General features: G+C 64.2%; 6 protein-coding genes. 2 read left to right on the forward strand and 4 right to left on the reverse strand.

The window, feature by feature from the left end; translation table 11 throughout:
- Positions 1–18 precede the first annotated feature (18 nt).
- Positions 19–1,782 carry a putative porin gene (locus tag OOT43_RS19340; RefSeq protein WP_266022321.1) on the forward strand — a complete coding sequence of 588 codons (1,764 nt, stop codon included), beginning with the start codon at positions 19–21 and terminating at the stop codon, positions 1,780–1,782.
- A gap of 63 nt (positions 1,783–1,845) precedes the next feature.
- Positions 1,846–2,574 carry a hypothetical protein gene (locus OOT43_RS19345; protein WP_266022323.1) on the forward strand — a complete coding sequence of 243 codons (729 nt, stop codon included), beginning with the start codon at positions 1,846–1,848 and terminating at the stop codon, positions 2,572–2,574.
- A gap of 284 nt (positions 2,575–2,858) precedes the next feature.
- Here OOT43_RS19345 and OOT43_RS19350 read toward each other — a convergent pair whose 3' ends face one another.
- From OOT43_RS19350 to OOT43_RS19365, 4 genes are all read right to left on the reverse strand, one after another.
- Positions 2,859–12,908 carry a filamentous haemagglutinin family protein gene (locus tag OOT43_RS19350; RefSeq protein ID WP_266022325.1) on the reverse strand — a complete coding sequence of 3,350 codons (10,050 nt, stop codon included), beginning with the start codon at positions 12,906–12,908 and terminating at the stop codon, positions 2,859–2,861.
- A gap of 13 nt (positions 12,909–12,921) precedes the next feature.
- On the reverse strand, positions 12,922–14,565 hold the full coding sequence (locus OOT43_RS19355) for a ShlB/FhaC/HecB family hemolysin secretion/activation protein (protein WP_266022326.1): 1,644 nt from the start codon (positions 14,563–14,565) through the stop codon (positions 12,922–12,924).
- Between the two features lie 176 nt (positions 14,566–14,741).
- The gene (locus tag OOT43_RS19360; RefSeq protein ID WP_266022327.1) at positions 14,742–16,235 is read right to left on the reverse strand and encodes a hypothetical protein; all 1,494 of its coding nucleotides are present in this window, start codon (positions 16,233–16,235) and stop codon (positions 14,742–14,744) included.
- Between the two features lie 93 nt (positions 16,236–16,328).
- Positions 16,329–17,618: a PKD domain-containing protein gene (locus tag OOT43_RS19365; protein ID WP_266022329.1), complete on the reverse strand. Its 1,290-nt coding sequence runs from the start codon at positions 17,616–17,618 to the stop codon at positions 16,329–16,331.
- Positions 17,619–17,731: the final 113 nt, after the last annotated feature.

The raw sequence follows: 17,731 nt of genomic DNA on the forward strand, positions 1-17,731 counted from the left end.
GCAAACAAACGGGACATTATGAAAAGCGAACACAAATCCCTTGCGCTGCTCGTCTCCTGCGCACTGGCGGGCTCGCCCGCCGCCTACGGCAGCGAGAAGAACGAGAAGGAGGAACTGCTCAAGCTGCGCAACACCACGCTGAACCTGATCGAGCTGCTGGTCCAGCAGGGTATTCTGGACAAGGGCAAGGCGGAACAGATGATTCACCAGGCCGAACAGAAGGCAGCCGCCGAGGCCAAGGCCGAAGCGCGGCAGGAAGCCGAGCAGTCGGCATCGGCAGGCGGGAGTGCGAAACCGGAAGGGAAGGATGCCGCTTCGGGCAAGGGTGAAAAGGGCGCCGTTCGGGTCACTTACGTACCGGACTTCGTGAAGGACGAAATCCGCGCCGAGGTGCGCAAGGAACTCAAGGATGAGGTGGTCAAGGAGGTCAAGGCGGACGCCAAACACGAGAAATGGGGCGTTCCGGCGGCCTTGCCCGACTGGGTCACCCGTTTCAAGTTGTTTGGGGATTTTATGGTTCGCTCCGAAAACCAGTTCTTCGGCAGCAACAACCGGCCAAACACCTATTTCAACTGGCCCGCGATCAATGCGGCTGGCGGTATCACTCAACTCGGTGATCCCTACCGAAACACCACAAACGACTTCAACCTTTGGAAGCTACGGATGCGGCTCGGTTTAGAAGCAAAAATTACCGACGAATTGCAGGCTCAGATCAGGTTGACCACGAGTAACCAATACAGTCCGATTTCAACGAACCAGGTTATGGGACAGTATGGTACAGGATATCAAGTGCAGCTCGATCGCGCATTCCTCCAGTACGATTACCTGGACGACAAAGGCCAGGACTGGGTTACGTTGTGGGCTGGCCGGATGGCGAATCCGTGGTTCAGTACGGATAATACCTTCGATCCTGATCTGAATTTTGAGGGATTCTCAGGTACCTTCCGCTTTCCGTTCGGGCATGATTACAATCCTGAAGTCATCGCCTACCATGTGGTCAGTACGGCGGGGCGTCAGCAGTTCAACTGGGGTTATACAAAGCCGAACGAGGCCTATCTGACCTTGGGAGCCTTCCCCTTGGAACAGGATACTTTGTTTGGTGCCAGTAAATACCTATGGGCGGCACAGGGCGGTATGGACTATCTGTTCAACCGCAACAACCGTTTCAAGATCGGTGTGGCCTATTACGACTACAACAATACTCAGGCAAGGCGTGATCCCCTTGGCAGCACCAAGTATGACTGGACGGCTCCCCAGTTCTTTACACAGGGCAACAGCTTGGCACGGATCAGCAACGATCTGAATTCTTCGACCGAGCCGCGCCTGGTCGGCCTTGCTTCGAAATTCGAAATTTTCGATGTCACAGCGACTTACGATTATACGGGTTTTTATCCGCATCACGTGATGTTGATTGGAAGCTATTCGCATAACTTCGGTTTCGATCAGCAACAGATCTACAACACGCTGGGAGAGGATTTGCAGCCGCGAACCAACGCCTTCGAAGCCCGTTTCGAGGTCGGCGAACCGAACATCCAGCGATTCGGGGACTGGAATTTCTGGATGGCCTACAAGTACCTGGAAGCGGATTCGGTCATGGACGCCTTTACGGACTCGAACTTCCACGCTTATGGCGGTACTAACGCGAAAGGCTGGGTGCTGTCCGGAAACTATGCCATTGCCAACAATACCTGGCTCGGCCTGCAATGGCTGTCCAGTTCGGCCATCACAGGTTATCCGTATGACGTGAATTCCCTGCTGGTCGACCTGAATGCTCGTTTCTAGTCCCGACGTGTGAGGAAAGTAGTTATGCCGTCCGCCAAGGACATCGAGAATAGAAGCAGGAATGTGAGCTTGCCGCCCCCTCCGTCCCGCCTGGGGCCGGCCATAGCGCTCGGCTTGTGCTCGCTGGTTTGGAGTGGTTCGGTTTTCGCCGAGAAGCCGAAGGGCGACGAGGGTGTCGTCCAGACCTTGCGCAAGGCCCAGGGCATGCTGCGGCAGCTCAGCCAGGAGAAAATCGAGCTGGAAACGAAGAATGCCGCGCTCGAAAAGCAGCTCGCCGATCAGGCCGCCGCACTCAAGGGCCTCGAGGCCAAGGCGGCGAAACTGGAACCCTTGCAGGGGGAACTGAAGCAGATCACCGCCGCCCGGCAGAACCTGGAGCAGCAGCTCGGCGGCCAGACTTCGCGGCTGCACGCGTTATCCGACCAGCAGAAAAAGGCTTTGGCCGAGCTTCAGCGCTACCGCAGGGACAACCAGCTTCTGGTCGACGCGGTCAAGGAGCGGACGCGCTGGATAGAAAGCTGCACCGCCAAGAACCGCGATCTGGTGCGGGCGAACCAGGAGGTCCTGGAGAAATTCGGCAACAGCAGTTTGCTGGATAAACTCGCGGAATCCGAGCCTTTCACCGGCATCGCCGCGGTCGACAAGGAAAACGCCGTGCAGGAATTCCGCTACAAGATCGAAGACCTGGAAGTCACGCCTTGGAAGGACACATCGCCCCAGGTTTCGGCCGCTCCTGCGCCCGGTGTGTCCGATGCGTCGCCGGCCAAGGAAGAAGACGAAGACGGCGAATAGACGCCCGTTTCGCGCCTCCGCTCTCGGCGGGAACGGGCGCATGCCGGCTTCCGCAACGCCAATCCCGAATCCCCAATCCCCGATAAATCCCGCAAAGCCATTGCCGGTCCTGCATCAGCATGGACTGGGGCCGTCAACTGCGGCCGTCGGCTGGCTAAATTTCGCTGTCTGCGCACTTCGGCCGTCGCTCCAAATCCCGATGGCCCGTTCCCGTCCTGCCGAATCGCGTAATGCGCCTTTCCTTTGATGGGCGAGCCGCTGGGAGCGGCCCGCCCCGCGTCCGGTCAGGTGCAACCGGGCGAGCCGTTCTTGATGTCGCTCGTGGAGCATTCGCCGAACCCTAAGAGTTCGACCTTGAGCGGGTTGAGGCTGCTGGAGTCCGCTACCTTCGGGTCCGATTTCTCCTCGCTGTCGGACACAGTGGACTGCATGGCCGCCTGGGTAGCCGCGCCCGCGGCGGCGGCCGCGCCCGCCGGAACCACGGGAACGCTGACGTTGCCGCTGGGAACGCCGGTTGCGGTGCCGCCGACCTGAATGTTGCTGGCGCCGAGTACGGCCGTCGCTGCGATAGCGACGTTGGTGCCGCCGATGCCCGCTTCGCCGGCATCGACCACGCCGCGCGGCGCGGCGAGGTAAACGTCGCCAGGCAGGGACGCCGTGCTGGCGGCGGTACGGATGCCGCTGCCCGATACGACCGGCGGGAATTCGACCTGCAGATTGCCGCGCTCGTCGAAGGTGATCCGCGGCGGCGGGGCGGCGATGGCCGACTTGGCGCCGCGTCCGGCGTCGATGTTGCCGTTGGACGACCAGATGGTGATGTCGCCTCCATCCATGGCGAACACGCGCGACTGGTTGACCATGAAGTTGCCGTTCACCAGGGCGTTCACGGCGCCTTCCCGCTGGGCGACGATGCCGAGATCGCTGGCAGCCTTCGATCCGGCGAAGGCCACCGCGAGGCCCGCATTCACGCCGCCGCCGGGGACGAGGAGATTGATGTCTCCGCCGTCGACCGTATGGATCTTGCTGAAGAACAGGCTGAGGCTGCCCTTGTACTTGGCGTCGCCGTCGTTCGGGAACAGCGTATCGATGGCCGCGAAGCCGCGGTCGTAGTCGGACCGCCGCCCGGTTTTGGCTGCCTGGGCTGCGGAGGCCCGGATCTCATCGTACAGGATCGCCAGCAGGAGTTCGTGCTGCTGGTCACCGGGCAAGGCCTGGTAGGCCGCGGCTGCGTCGGCGTACTTGAGCCCGTCGTTGCCGGTCCGCTTGCGCATGTAGTCAAGCAGGAGTTTCCGGTACCGGTTCGAGGTGGGATCGTATTTTTCCGCAAACTTGTCGAAGTGGGCCTGGTTGCCATTCAGGCCGGCCATGACCGAAATCGAGGCGCCATTGTCGGCCAAGGCGTTGTTTTCTGTGTTGCCGATGGTGTAGATGCCTTCCGACGCACCCAGGTCGATGTTCCTTCCCGCGCTGACCCAGAGCTGACCGGGGCCCGACAGCCGAACTTCGCGGGTCAGGTTAACCAAGTTGCCTTGGGCGTTGCGCGGCGAGGTGAAACGGATGTCCCGGCCGGCGGTGACGCTCGACATGGCGTAGTCGGGATGCTGCACGTGTAGGCTGACGTCGAACAGATCGCGCCCCGCCATCACGTCCACCGCCTTGGGCAGGACGAGGAGGAGGGGATCGACCGAGGCGATGTTACTTTTCGCGTAGATCCTCGCCGCCTCCGAGTCGCCCCGATGGACTGGAACCTGCGCGTGGATCAGGTTCGAGGCGCCGAAAGGCTGCAGCCGTTGTGAGGCGTCTTCCCAGCTCTTGGCGGGATTGGCGATCCCCGGCAACAGGGACGGGTCGGCGTCCGACTGCGTGACGTTGACGTTGTCGCCCACCGAGCCTGTGGTGATGTTTCCGCCCGCCAGCAGGCTGAAGCCGGCCTTGGCGGCGGGATAGGTCGTGAAGCTGCGTTCGAGGACGACGTCGCCCTGCAGCGCGGCCACGTCCAATGATGCAGGGTAGACGCTGAGCGCACTCAACGAAGCGCCGGGGAAGCTGAGCTGATTCTTGGCGGTGCGGAGCTTGTTGACGGCGCTCACTATTCCCGGGATGTCGTTCTGTATCCGGACGTCCCCGGCCAGCGATTCCAGCGCGATGCCGCTCCGGTCGGTGTAGGTGAAGAAGAAGTTGCGCGCGCTGGCGCTGTTGATCACGGTGGGATTGATGGCCGCGCCCAGCTCGATGTCCTGCCCGGCGCTCAGGCTGAACCTGGAGTCTCCCAGTGCCAGGATCGGCCCGAGCCCGTTCGTCGATGACTTGATCGCTCCCCTCGCGCTGATTTCCCCGATGCCCTTGCCGGTGTAGAAAGTACCACCCAGGACGTCGCCGCCGGCGCTCACGGTCAGGTTTCCGCCGCCGGAAATCTCCACTTCGTTGGTGTTGAATCCGGTATCGGACGGATCGTTCGGCTTGGACGGGCTGCCGACCTGCTTGCCGGTGGTGGCGATGACCGCCGACAGGTCGGACACGTCCCGGCCGGCCTCGACGGTGATGTTGCCGCCGCCGAGTGCGCCGACGTTCTGCTGGAAACTTCCCTGCTGCGCCGAGGTGCCGACCGGTCCGCCGATCGCCACGGCCCAGGCCGTCGGCGTTTCGCCCTGGTGGCTGGCGCCCTCGGTCCAGTTGCCGGTGCGCACCAGCCAGCCGTCGAAGAACTGGCCGGTGCGGGCGCCGATCACGTCGCGGCCGGCGCTGATGCTGATGTCTCCGCCGTCGACGGGATATTCGCCGTAGAACTGGAAGGCCACGAAGCCGTTTTTGAAATTGCCGTAGCGCTGGGTGTCGGTCGGACGGCCCGCCGTGTAGATGGCAGAGCCGGCGTTGGTCAGGACCACATCCCGCCCGGCTTCGACGTCGATGTCGCCGGTGCCGGTCCGCACCGCGACGTCTTTGCCGACCACCACGTCGGTGCCGGCCTGCAGCCGGTAGCTCCAGGACGAGCCGGTCTGCAGCATGTCCTTCACCGCGACGGTGGCGCCGGGGCCGAGGAGGCCCGAAACGTCGATGCCCTTCGGATCGTCGCGGAAGCCGTCGCTGAGTTTTCCGTCGATCGAGAGCTTGCCGCCGGCTTTCAGCGTCAAGACGCCCGGACGGCCGTCATAGCGCCAGTCGACCAGGTCCCAGCCGGCCGATCCCAGCGTCAGGTCGCCGCTGCTGCGTATTTCCAGACCTGCCCGGAGGCCGCCCGGCAGTCCCAGGCGGGTTTCGATGGCGCCGGCGTTGGCCATGTAGGCGTCGGTGTCCGCTTTCCAGGCCGCGATGTCGTTGCTGCCGATTGTGCTGCCATGATCGTAGATGCGGACCGCTTCCACGGTGGTCTCGGCGGCGCCGCTCACGGACGATCCGAGATCCGCGGCGACCGCGACGTCCTGATCGGTGCGCAGCGCGCGCAGGTTCAGGGTGCCGTTGGCGGAGCCGTCGGTGGCGCTCACGTCGATGTGGGCGCCCGATGCCACGGTAATCCCGCCCTTCGGGCCCTGGCCGAGGGACTCCAGTGCGATCCGACCGCCCTGTTCGGCGCTGCCGTGCGCTTGCAGATCGGCACCCGCCGCCAGGGTCAGGCCGCTGCCGGCCTTGAGGTCCAGCGTGGCGTTGTCGCCTTGGGCCTTCAGGCTGCCGTCTATCCGGACGGAACCCAGGTCTGCCGCGAGTTCGACCGTGCGCGCCGCCACGGTGTCGCCCGCATTCAGGTGCAGGTCTCCGGTGCGCGCCCTCAGGCTGATGCCGTCGCTGAATCCGGCCGATGCCAGCGTGCCGGCCAACCCGCCCACGTCGCCATTGTTCTGCAGGGCACGGACGTCGAGGGCGAAACGGCCGCCGCGTTCCGCGCCCTGGGCGTCGACGCTGCCTTCGAAACGGAATCCGCCCGCTGCCGCTGACACCACCAGCTCGCCGCCCTTGCTTCCGTTGAGTGCGAGCTTGGCGCCGGATTCCAGCGCGACGTTGCCGGTCCGGCTGGAGAGTTCCACCGCGCCGCCGTCGGTCTTGATGGTGGCGTTGCCGATCCTCACTTCCCGGCCGGAAACGTCGATGTTCGAGCCGGCGGCGAGGACCACGTCGCCCTTCAGCGCATCGAGCTTGACGACGCCGGACTTGAGCGCAATCGTCCCGGCGTTCCGGATGCTGTCCGCGGTGATGGACAACTGGGCGCCGAGTGCGTCGGCGGCGGCCTGAGCGGTGCCGGACGACCGGATGCCCACCGCATGGCCGGTGGCGTCGATCCGGGTGTCCGCCCCGCGGTCGCCGGTGACGACGGGGGCGCTGAAGTCGAGGTCGGCCGATGCGGTCAGCGTGCCCGTACCCGAGCCGATGATCGCCTTGCCGGCTTCGAAACTCACGTTGGAATAGCCCTTGAGCGCGTAGGCGCCTTCGCCCAGTTCGATGGTGTCGGCGACCAGCGAAAGGGCGCCGGTGCCGTTGCCGGTACGGCTGGTGCTCACATCGAGCGGATTTTCCAGGCGGATGTCGCCGGCCTTGATGCTTGCGGTCTGGCCGGCGTTGTCGAACCCCAGGAGTCCGCCCGAGCGCAGGACGAGTTGCTGCGAGGCCAGTTCGACGGCGCCGAACAGGCTGATGTCGCTGCCGCTGTTCAGGCGCAGTTCGTTCGCCTGGAGGGCGTTCAGCGCGGCCTGACTCAGCGCCAGGCCGTTCTGGAAGCTGGCGTCTGCGCCCAGGCCGATGCGGCTGGCGCCCAGCGAAACCGAGCCGCCCTGGGCCAGGAGCTTGCCGGAAAGGTCCATGTCGGCGGTGGCGTCGACGATCATGGAATTCGACGTGGCCAGCGTCGCGCCCGAACCGATGACGATCGAGCCGGTACGTCCCGAGACCCCGCTGCGCTGGAGGTCGGCCTGATCCGAAGTCGATACCCGCAGGAAGGCGGCGTCGCCGTCGAGTTCGTAGACCTTCGGCGTGCCGGTGTCCTTGGTCGAGCCTTCGGCGGTGATGCCGGAACCCTTCGCGAGGGTAATGTTTTCCTTGGCGGTGAGGATGAACTCGGCGCCCCTGAGCTTGGCATTTTGCTCCAGGGAAATGTTCGAGGCGTGGGTATCGATCGTGACGGCGCCATCGGCGGTGTCGCGTACGCCGCCGATGGCGATGCTGGCGACGCCCAGGCCGTTGAGTTTCTCCGCGACCAGCTTGATGGCGTTGCCCGTCGCCTGCCCGGCCGCGCCTTCCGATACGATGGCGATGTTGGCGGCGTCGATGTCGAGGCGGCCGCCGCGGCCATTGGCGGCGGCCTTGGCCGACACCCGTCCGTCCAGGCCCAGCGCCGTTTCCGCCGAGATGAGCAGGGAGCCGGCGTCGCGCGGAAGATAGGGTACGGCGGCCTCGTTCTTGGCCGCCTTGGCGGAGAAGAAGTCGTTGGCGCCGGAGGTCGAGTATTCGGCACGGGTGCGGGCGGCGCTTCCGAGTTCCACCGCGAAGCCGCTCCAGAGCGCATCGCGTATGCCCGTGCCGGAAACGGTCCGGTAGCCGGCGACGATGGGGGCGCCGTCGGCGCGCTGGAGATTGAGGCCCGGCACGATGTCGGCGGCGCCTTTGTCGGGCGTCACCAGGTAGGCGCCGGGGAGGAGCGCGTAATGGGCCGGCAGGAGGACGTAGTAGCCGGCCTTGAGTCCGCCGCCGCCGGAGAGGTAGACGCTGTCGCCGACCTTCAGGCCGGAGTTCGCGGATTCCAGCGGATCGTAGGGGGCCGTCGTGCCCTTGAAGGCGGGCAGGATGGCGTAGGCTCCCTGGTAGCCCTTGCTCGTGGGGTCGAGCAGGTCGTACGAACCGCCCGGTCCCGGCACGAATTCGAAGGCGAACAAGTCGCCGCCGCCCCGGGTGTCGACCACCGAGCCGTCGGCGATGTCGACCTTCTGACCGTCGAGCACCAGTTTCTTTTCCGGCGGCGCGGTGAAGACCAGGTTCTGGTCGCCCAGCGGGTAGATCCAGTCCAGTCCGCCCTGGGTGCGGCCGAAAGGAATGATTGCACCCTTGGCCGAATTGGAGGTGATGCTGCCCGCGGCCAGCTCGAGGTGCTTGGAGGCCTGGAAATTCAGCTGGCCGAGCGGCGCTTTCACGGTGCCGCCCTGGACGATGTTCGGAGCCTCCAGCGTCAGCTTGCCGCCGCCGGAGAGCACCGTTGCCCCCTTGGAATCGCCCGGCTTGATCGTGAGCGTGCCGTCGGTCGTGCCTCTCACGGCGATCCGGAAATCGCTCAGGGTCGAGGGATAGACCTGGTCCGCGGTCAGGGTGAGGTCGCCGGCCGCCAGGAATTCGCCCAGGAAGTCCCGCTGTTGCTGGGTGGTGCGCACGCCGATCAGGCGCAGGTCGCCGGCGCTTTTCAGGTCGGCGCCGTCGAAGCCTTGCAGGGCGGTGGTGCCGACCAGGTCGATCAGGCCAGCATTGACTTGCAGGCTGCCGTTGCCGGCGGTCGGAGCGGCGTTGCCCGGCCGGGTCTGGGTCGACCCGAGCGCGACATAGGCGGAGTCGAGCGACACCTTGCCGGCGGTGGCGCCGGTGGCGGGTGCGAAGGCCAGCACCGGCGCGTCGAGCACGATGCTGCGTTCGGTGTGCAGGTTGACGCCGCTGGTCAGTTCGATGCGGCCCGGTGTGCGGAGCGTCAACTCGCCGAAGCCGCCGCGTTCGACCTGGCCGACGCTCAGCACCGCCTGGCCGTAGCGGTTGGAGGCCACGGCCTCGCCCTGGACCGTGGCCGTCCCGGCGGGTCCGGACTGGTTCAGCGATATCACGCTGGGGACCTTGGGGAAGGGCGTCTGGCCCACCCCGATTTCGTCGGGTTCGGCCCGGGTGTTCGGATTGAGTTCCAGCGACAGTCCGCCGCCCGCGGCGCCGGTTCCGTCACCGGCCCGTCCGTCCAGTTTCCCGTAGAGCTGGATGCCCTCGGCGGCGCGGATCTCGATGTTGCCGCCGGAGGAGGCGATCTGGCGGCGTTCCTGGGAGATGGCGCCGTTCGGTCCCCTGACCGGGACGTCCAGGCGTCCCTGGGTCCCGGAAACGTCGAGTTCCGAGCCCTCGTCCGCCACGACGAAGCCCCGGTCGGCGTGCAGGGTGATGGTTCCGCCGTCGAGTACCTTGCCGGTCACGTGGTCCGGCCGGTCGCTGTAGAGCAGTGTCGTGCCGGACACGTCCACCTTCGCGCCGGAACCGATCCAGATGCCCTGGTCCGCCTTGAAGCCGGGGTCGGTGCCGGCGGGCGGCGTGACGGTCATCGCCACGTCGCCGCCGGCGGCTTCGAGCGTCCCGTTCATGAAGATGCTGGAATCCGATTTCAGCGAAATCTTGCCGCCCGCATCGGTATGGATCACCGCGCCGTCGCCGATCCGTACCGCCGCGTCCTTTCCGCCCTGGCCGACTTCCTGGGCCAGCACCAGATCGAGTTCGCCGGCCTGGCGCGAAAGCTCCGACAGCAGCTTGACCTGCGCGAAGTCGCGGAAGTTCGAGCCGCTGACGCGGTGGACGGCTTCCGGATCGAGGACGCGGTTCTTGACGCTGAGGCGGATGTCGGTGCCGTCGGTGACGGTGACCCCGCTCTTGTTGGAACCCACGGAATAATGCGCGAACCCGCCCTGGCCGAAGAAATCCGGGTTGAGGACCAGCGGGTCGGCGCCATTGGCGATCTCGGCGTCCGCCGCGCTGCCCAGGATCACCTGGTCGGAGACGAGGCTCAGCGAACCGCCTTTGCCGCCGGCGAAGGCATAGCCTTCGAGCGTGCCGTTCAGCTTGAGGTCCGAGCCGCCGACCGCTGCGGCTTCCAGGCTGATACCGCCGGCGTCCCCGGCCTTGAAGTCGTTGTCGCCGGTGCGCCGTGCGCCGCCGCTGACGTCGATGCGGCTGCCGGAGGCGAGACTGACGTCGCCTTCGGCCTTCACGGAAACGGTTCCGCCGTTCACGAGGACGCGGCTGCGGTCCTGCCCGCTGTTGCCGGTGGCGTCGGCCGGACGGTCGTTGATCCACTGGCCGCTGACGTCGATGGCGGCGCCGGAGCCCAGCTCGATGGCACCGGACAGCTTGCCCAGGGTGGCGCTGGTGAGCCGGGTCGAGAGATCGACTGTGCCGGCATGAGCCGTGATCGTTCCGTCGACCTTGATTTCGCCGCCGGTGAGCACGAGGCTGCCCCCGTCGGCCATCGCGAGGTTCTCACCGGAGCGGATGGCGACCTTGCCGTTGGTCTTGATGTCGGCGTACATGATGCCGGAATCGCGCAGCTTGTCGCCGGAAAGGACCAGGGCGGCCGGTTGGCCGGATTTTCCCGGGTCCTGCGGAAACGGCTCGTCCTTGCCGACGCCGAGCGATGCCGAGGCTCCGCCGAAAATGACGGACTGGGTGCTGTCGGGGCTGCGCGCCAGGTCGATCTTCAGGGTTCCGCCGGCGGGCTGGGTTCCCGTTTCGCGCTGATGGAGGCCGGCTGTCGAGGCGCCGCGCATCTCGGCTTCCAGCGCCAGCGCCGCCGCCTTGATGTCGAGCTTGCCAGCGGCCTTGCCCTCCACGTAGCCTTGTTCGTAGCGTCCCAAGTTCCTGGGGCCGATGATGTCCCAGGTCTTGGCGATGTTCCAGGCTTTGAATTTCTGGCTGACCTGGCCGAAGATGGAGGCATAGGTCTGGTTCGGATCGGCGCTGCCGATGTCCACCGTCTTGCCGTCCGGCGTCAGCAACTGGGTGGTGTCGACGTAACCCGAGCGGTAGGCCACCGATCCGCCGGAGAAGTCTAGCAGCGCGCCGCGCTGCAGGATGGCGTCGCCTTCCGATGCCAGCTTGAGCGTACCGCCGCCTGTGCTGCGTTCGGCGACGGTACGGGCGATACGTTCGAGTTCGCCGGAGATGTCGGCGAGCGGCGTACCCTTGCGGATGTCGACCCGTATCTTCTGGCCGTACAGCACGCCGTCGCGCTGCAGGGGCGAATCGCGCAGCTCGTTGCTGCGCAGCTCGACCGTCACCACGTTGCGTTCCATCGCCACGCCCACGTCCTGGATACCTGAAACGTCGATCCTCGCCCCCTTGTCGACATGGATGCGGGCGTCGTTCTTGACGTTGTCGAGAACGGGGTTGGCGGGGTTTTCGGTTGCCGTCACCGTTATCTTGCCGGAGCGGGAGACCAGTTGCGCACCGTTCTCGATCCGGACCTGGTGCCCCATGACCTCCACCCAGGAAGCGTCCTGCGATTGGCCGTCCACGGCGGTGGCCTGGTCGTTCAGGTCCGGATTCGCCGAGGTCTTGCTGCCGCCTTTCAGGTTCACCGTGGCCTTGGTGCCCAAACCGTCGTCCAGTTCGGCATTGCGCTTGGTGCGGTTCGCTTGCAGCAGCCAGGCATCGCCCTCGCGGCGCACACTGGCGCCCTCCCGCGCCAGGAGGCGCACCGAGCCGTTGACCCGCACCGAGGTGGTCGCCGACACCCGGCCCTGCTGGTTCACCGCGAAGCCCATCAGCGTCACGTTGCCTCGCTCCGCCAGCGCCTTGCCGATGTTGGCGACTTCGCCGCCGGTTCCGACTTCGACGAGGAGCCCGCGCAGATTGGAATCCTTGCCGGCTTCCTGCAGATAGACCTTGTCGGTGGCGGCGACGAGGAGAATCTGGCCGTCCGGCGCGGACAGATCGCCCTTGTTCACCACGGAGGGGGCGGCGGCGATGATGCGGCCGGAATTGGCGGTCTTGACGGAGGAGCCTTCGGCGAACTCGATGCCGATCTTGGTGCGGTTTCCCTTCTCGTCGAGAATGAAATTGCCCTGTTCGTCGAGTCGGTAAACCTTGCCGTCGCCCACCAGCGCCGCGCGTCCGTCCTGATCGACGACTTTGGTGATGCCGCGCTGGAAAGTGTCGTCGGTGATATTCAGCGTGCTGACCAGCAGGGTGTTGACGTCGACCTGCGAGCCCTTGCCGAACAGAAATCCGTTCTGGTTGAGCAGATAAACCTGCCCGTTGGCGGACAGCTTGCCGAAGATGCGGCTGGGATCGTTCTGGAAGATGCGGTTGAGGGCGATGGACGAGGCCGAGGGCTGCTTGAACTGCACGGTGTTTTCCGCGCCGATGTTGAAGCTCTTCCAGTTCAGAATGGCGCGGTCGGAGTGCTGGTTGATCGTCATCATGTTGCCGGCGATCGACTGTTCGGCGCTGCCGCTCGACACGAAGACACCGGCGGGTACCGGCAGGCTTCCGGCCTGCGCGGCACCGCCCGCCAGGAAGGCGCCGGCCAGAACGGTGCGAACGGAGGCGGCCAGCGGCTTCAGGCTGATGTCGGTGGGTGGAAGATTGGCTTTGCGGCTTGCAGGTTCGCGGGTCGTCATGCTCGTTCCCCGATCAGTAATCGTAAGCGATGCGGAAATCGACGCGGGTCTCACCAACCGCGACGCTTTCCGTCCTGGTGAATGGATAGGACCAGAACAGGGTGCCGTTGAGCTTCCGCCACAGCTCGATGTTGAATCCGGCGCCGGTGCTGGCCAGGCTGAAGTGCTGGGGCTGGTCGGGCAATGCGTCCTTGACCCACAGGTAGGCGAGGTCGCCGAAGACCAGGAACCGCAGCAGCCCCATGCCTTCGTAAAGATGTTTGCCGAGGTCCGGGCTGTAGAACTCCAGCGAGCCGTTGACGCCGTTGTCGCCCAGCCGCTCGACCTCGTGGTAGCCGCGCACGCTGAACATGCCGCCGGCTCCCATCTGCTCGTTGCTGATCAGGGGCACATTGGTGACCTGGCCGGTCATCCGAACCTGCATGGACAAGTCCTCCGGCAGCATCTGCCGGTGTCTCACGTCGCCTTTCAGGTAGACGTAGTTGGGGGTTGCTCCGTAGCGGCGGTTTTCGAATTCCTGATAATCCCCCCAGAACAGGACATGGGTTTCCAGGTTGAGCTGGCTGAACGATCCGTCCTCGTAGCCGAGGCTGGCGTCGTAGCCGGCCATGAAGGGCGAATAGCTGATCGGCGTCATCAGGGTGCCGGTATCGGACAGGATGGCCTGGCCGAAGTTTTTGTAATCCCAGCCGACGGTCGCGTAATGGCCGAGATCCTTGGTCAGGCGGGGGAGTGGCTTGATCCAGCGCAGCCCGAAGATCTCGCCATCGCCCACCACGTTGAGGGCGCCGACCGTCGACACGCCGCTTTTCGAACTGAGGCCGATACCGTAGAAGACCATGCGGGCGTCGGAATTGAAGATGTCCATCGGCATCACGTAGGTGCCCGACCAGACCTGGACGTTGTCGGTGTTTTCGGGCGAAATCTGGAACTGCAGCGAGGCGCTGTGATTCAACTGCCAGAGGTTGTCGTAGCGCGCCGAGGCGATCAGGCGGGTGCGGCTGGTGTCGACGCTGTTGCGGCCGTTGAATTCAATCCCCGCGTGCAGGGGAAGCTGATCGTCCACCGCCAGTTCGACTTCGACCGTGCCGGGCGTGTTGCCGGCACGCATGACGGGGGTCACCGTGCGGTCGGGATTCTCCGCCGAGAGCTTGCTGAGCTGTTCCTGTGCGGCGGGCATGTTGAGCGGCTGGCCTTCGGCCAGGGCCGGCACTTTCTCTTTGATATGGCCCAGGGAGAAGTATCGCGATCCGGTGACTTTCAGCCGGTCGACCTTGCCCTCGCTGACCTTGAGGATCACCACGCCCTCATTGACGTCCTGTTCGGGGATGTCCACCAGCGCCGCCGAATAGCCGGCGTCGTGGTAGGCTTTTTCCAGGGCTGCGCGCGCGCTTTCGACGTCGCCGATCGACTTGCCCGGCCCGAGAAAACCGTAGACGGTCTTTTCGACCACTCTCTGATCGAGCATGGAATTGCCTTCGACCCGGTACTCCCAGATATCGAAGGCCGGGGCCTGTTCGGCGGCCGCGTCAGGCGAGGCGCCCTTTTCGGCTGGGTTGCCGGTCGGATCGGCATTGGCCGGCGATGCAGCCAAGGCAAGACAGAAGGGGATGCCGGCAAGGATACCGGTGCGGCTCCGCGGCATTGTTTCTTGCATGTGTTCCATTCGATACCAGAGAGACAGACTTTGCCATTATACGGCGATATGTATTAACGAATATAAATAACAAAAATCAATAACGATAAAACCGGCGTCCCTTTCGGAACGCCGGTCCATGCTCCCGTTGCCGGGATGCGGGGTCGCTCACGCGGCCCCGTCACCGATCCGCTCGATCAGAGTTGGTTCGGCTGATTGGCATCGATTACCGGCACGCGGCAGTTGTCCAGGGACAGGCCCGGCGCATGGGTATAGGGGTTGACCGGATTGTTGGCGTCGAACTTTCCGTCCGCAGGCGCCGAGTTGCCCGAGGTGGTCGCTGCGAGATAGCCACCTGCACCGAAGGGATGCACGTACTTGGCATTGTTCTTCGCGATGATGCTGGGGCTGCCGGCGTCGGAGGCGATCTTCTGGATGAGTTTCAGCTTGTCGCCGGTCGGGCCGTTGTACGCCGTCTTGCGCCACTGATAGGTGACTTCCGCCCAGTCCAGGTAATGGCCGTTTGCCGCGTTGGCGAGCGTCGGAGCGGCACCGTCGATGGCGATGAAACGATAGTTGTATTTGAGGCTGTTGTTGCGCTCCGTACTCTGAACGCCGATGGCCCAGGCTTTGGCGCTGGAGGCATTCGCTTTGCTGTTGTTGGTGCCCTGGTTGAAGTCGTCGAGACAGGTGTCGACGTTACCCGAGCCCGAGTTCAGCACCACGACCGGTCCGGCCAGCGGGTTGGAAGTCGAAGCGGGGCTCACCGCGCTGTCGGTGCAAGGTGCATTGAGGAGCTTTGCGTTGGTGGTGGCCTGCGTGCCCGATCCGTTGACGCGGCGGCAGATATAGACCTTGTCGTCTGTGATCGAGCCGTTAGCGTATTGGGTCAAGTCACCTTTGGGCTGGCCGCCCTTGTCGACGACCTTGATTGCGCTCCATTTGCCGATGTTGCCGGTGAGGAGACTAGCGATCTGCTGCTTGCTCAGGCTGGGCATGCAGCGCTCGGTATCCTGGCCTTCACAGTCCTGGTCCAGCGTACCCTTGTCGATCTGGGCGCGTTGCAGTGCGTCGCGCAGGGACTTGGTCACGGGGGTGTTGAACACCAGGCCGCCACCCGAGACGACGTCCAGGCGCTGAGCAATTTTGGCAGGATCTACCGGAGCTACGCCGTCCGGCGTGTTGATACCCCGGAACAGCTCGGGATTGACGTCCGAAACACCGGCATCGGATACCTTCTTGATGAGGTCGCCGGACTGCGAAATTCCGCACAGCCAGTTTCCGCTCGCCGCGTCCTTTGCACAGTTGCCATTGTTGATCGCCATGGCATCGATCGCCTGCTCGTCGAGCACCGGGCCTACGCCCTGAGCGGAACCGCCGGCGGAACGCTTATGGAACAGCACCTTCGGATTGTTGACGGAAAGGCCCGTCACCTTGGTGGAATCGATCTGGCAAAAGATGGCCGTGTGCGCGGCCCCTGGGCTGGAGGGGTTCGAGTTGTCGAGGTAAACGTCGAGCGTCCCGGCGACACAAAGCTCCGAAAACAACTGCTTGACATTGCCGTCCTGCGCGGAGGCGCCGGACATGAAGATTTCGATATCGGGCGATGCGCTGGGTTCCAATGCCCAGGACTGGCCGCAGAATCCCAGAGAGCCGGCCGCAACCGCTGCAGCGATTCTTTTGAGTTGCATGAGTTTTCTCCTATCTGTTTGAGAGATGTTGGCTTGTGATGTCAGGCGGCCCGGCAACGGGTGGGCGGGCCGCCTTTCTTGTGCCCTGCTGGGTTAGGGCTCTACCGTGACGTCGATCTGATCACAGACGAACGAGGACTTCTTGCTCGGCTTGACGCAAACCCGGAGCACACCCTGCCCGGTGACGTGCTTCTTGCCAGGCTTCCACACGGTCTGTCCCTTCTTGTTGGCGACGCTCTTCAATTTCTTGAATTTGGAACCGCCGTTTGTGGAGAAGTCGATGTTGACCAGCTTGCTGGCCGGTACTTCGGCGCTGGTCCAGGCGATCGTCTGGCCCTGCTTCACCTTCCAGCCGCTGGGTGCATTGATGTGAATCGAAGGCCCGGTGGAGCCTCCTTCAACCGTGATGGTCGCCTGGGCGGTATTAGTGGCGGCGCCGTCGCTGACGGTAAGTTGGAAGGTATAGCTGCCGACCTCGGCAGGGGTGAAGCTTGCCTTCGCCTGGTTGGCACTGTTCAAGGTGGTCGTCGGACCGGAGGTCTGTTTCCAGACATAGGACAAGGCCTGCGGACCGTTGTCGGCGTCGGTGCTGGCGCTGCCGTCCAGCGTCACGGCGGTGTTCACCGCCACTGTCTGAGCCGGATTGGTAATGACCGCGGTCGGGGCTTTATTGCCCGACCCTGAGCAGAGGGTGGAGGTGCCGGTGCCGCTGTAGCTCAGCGCGCCGGCGCTCGAAAGGCTCCAGGCACCCAGCTTCGTGACATTTTCTCCCTTGGAATCACCGGTGGAGTTGTTGACGAAAAAGAACTCCAGCTCTGCGCCCGGCTTGCCTTCGGTGTTGCCCTTGACTGCCTGGCCCATGGTGGGACCCCAGGTACTCTTGCCGTGATAGGCGAGGGCATCGGGACCGAATACACCCGATATGTTTTCTGCCGCCTGGCCGGCCGTGTTATCGAACGGCGCGACGTTGAGGGCGGCGATGTAGCCCTGGATCTTCTGGATCGCGTTGTCGATCAGGTTCCATTTGGCGCTGAAACTGTCCTTGCCCTGACTCGAGGTGGCCAGATAGCCCCATTGGCTCATGTTGCTGGCGTCCTTCAGCAAAGGATTGACCGCCGCGACGTTGAAGACCAGATTTTCTTTGCCGGCGATGGCTGCGAAGTTGGGGTCCTGCGCCAGGTTGGCGTCGAGGCAGCCTTGGCCGTTCATGAACTGGACCATATCGACGCCGAGGTCCTTGTAGTAGGACTTCTTTCCGTCCGCATCCAGGATCGAGATGAACAACTCGCCCGGCGCACTGAACTTTCCGTCGTTGATGGCCGCATGGGCCTGATGCCCCGCGGCTACCAGCGTGCCAAGAAAAACCGCTCGCAATTTCTTCATGGTTTTCGCACTCTCCGTAAATGGGAAAAAATCTTGTTCGCCACGCAAACCCGACGGTTCAAAGCCGGCCGGATCCTTAAGTGAACGATGCATTGACGCTCCGATGGCCGGTT

It is taken from the genome of Methylococcus mesophilus, from assembly GCF_026247885.1.
Lineage (GTDB): Bacteria > Pseudomonadota > Gammaproteobacteria > Methylococcales > Methylococcaceae > Methylococcus > Methylococcus mesophilus.

Bases quoted from the DNA above. Each gene is read 5' to 3' on its own strand.
- OOT43_RS19350 (WP_266022325.1), bottom strand. From the start codon at position 12,908: ATGACGACCCGCGAACCTGCAAGCCGCAAAGCCAATCTTCCACCCACC.
- OOT43_RS19365 (WP_266022329.1), bottom strand. From the start codon at position 17,618: ATGAAGAAATTGCGAGCGGTTTTTCTTGGCACGCTGGTAGCCGCGGGG.
- OOT43_RS19360 (WP_266022327.1), bottom strand. From the start codon at position 16,235: ATGCAACTCAAAAGAATCGCTGCAGCGGTTGCGGCCGGCTCTCTGGGA.
- OOT43_RS19355 (WP_266022326.1), bottom strand. From the start codon at position 14,565: ATGCAAGAAACAATGCCGCGGAGCCGCACCGGTATCCTTGCCGGCATC.
- OOT43_RS19340 (WP_266022321.1), top strand. From the start codon at position 19: ATGAAAAGCGAACACAAATCCCTTGCGCTGCTCGTCTCCTGCGCACTG.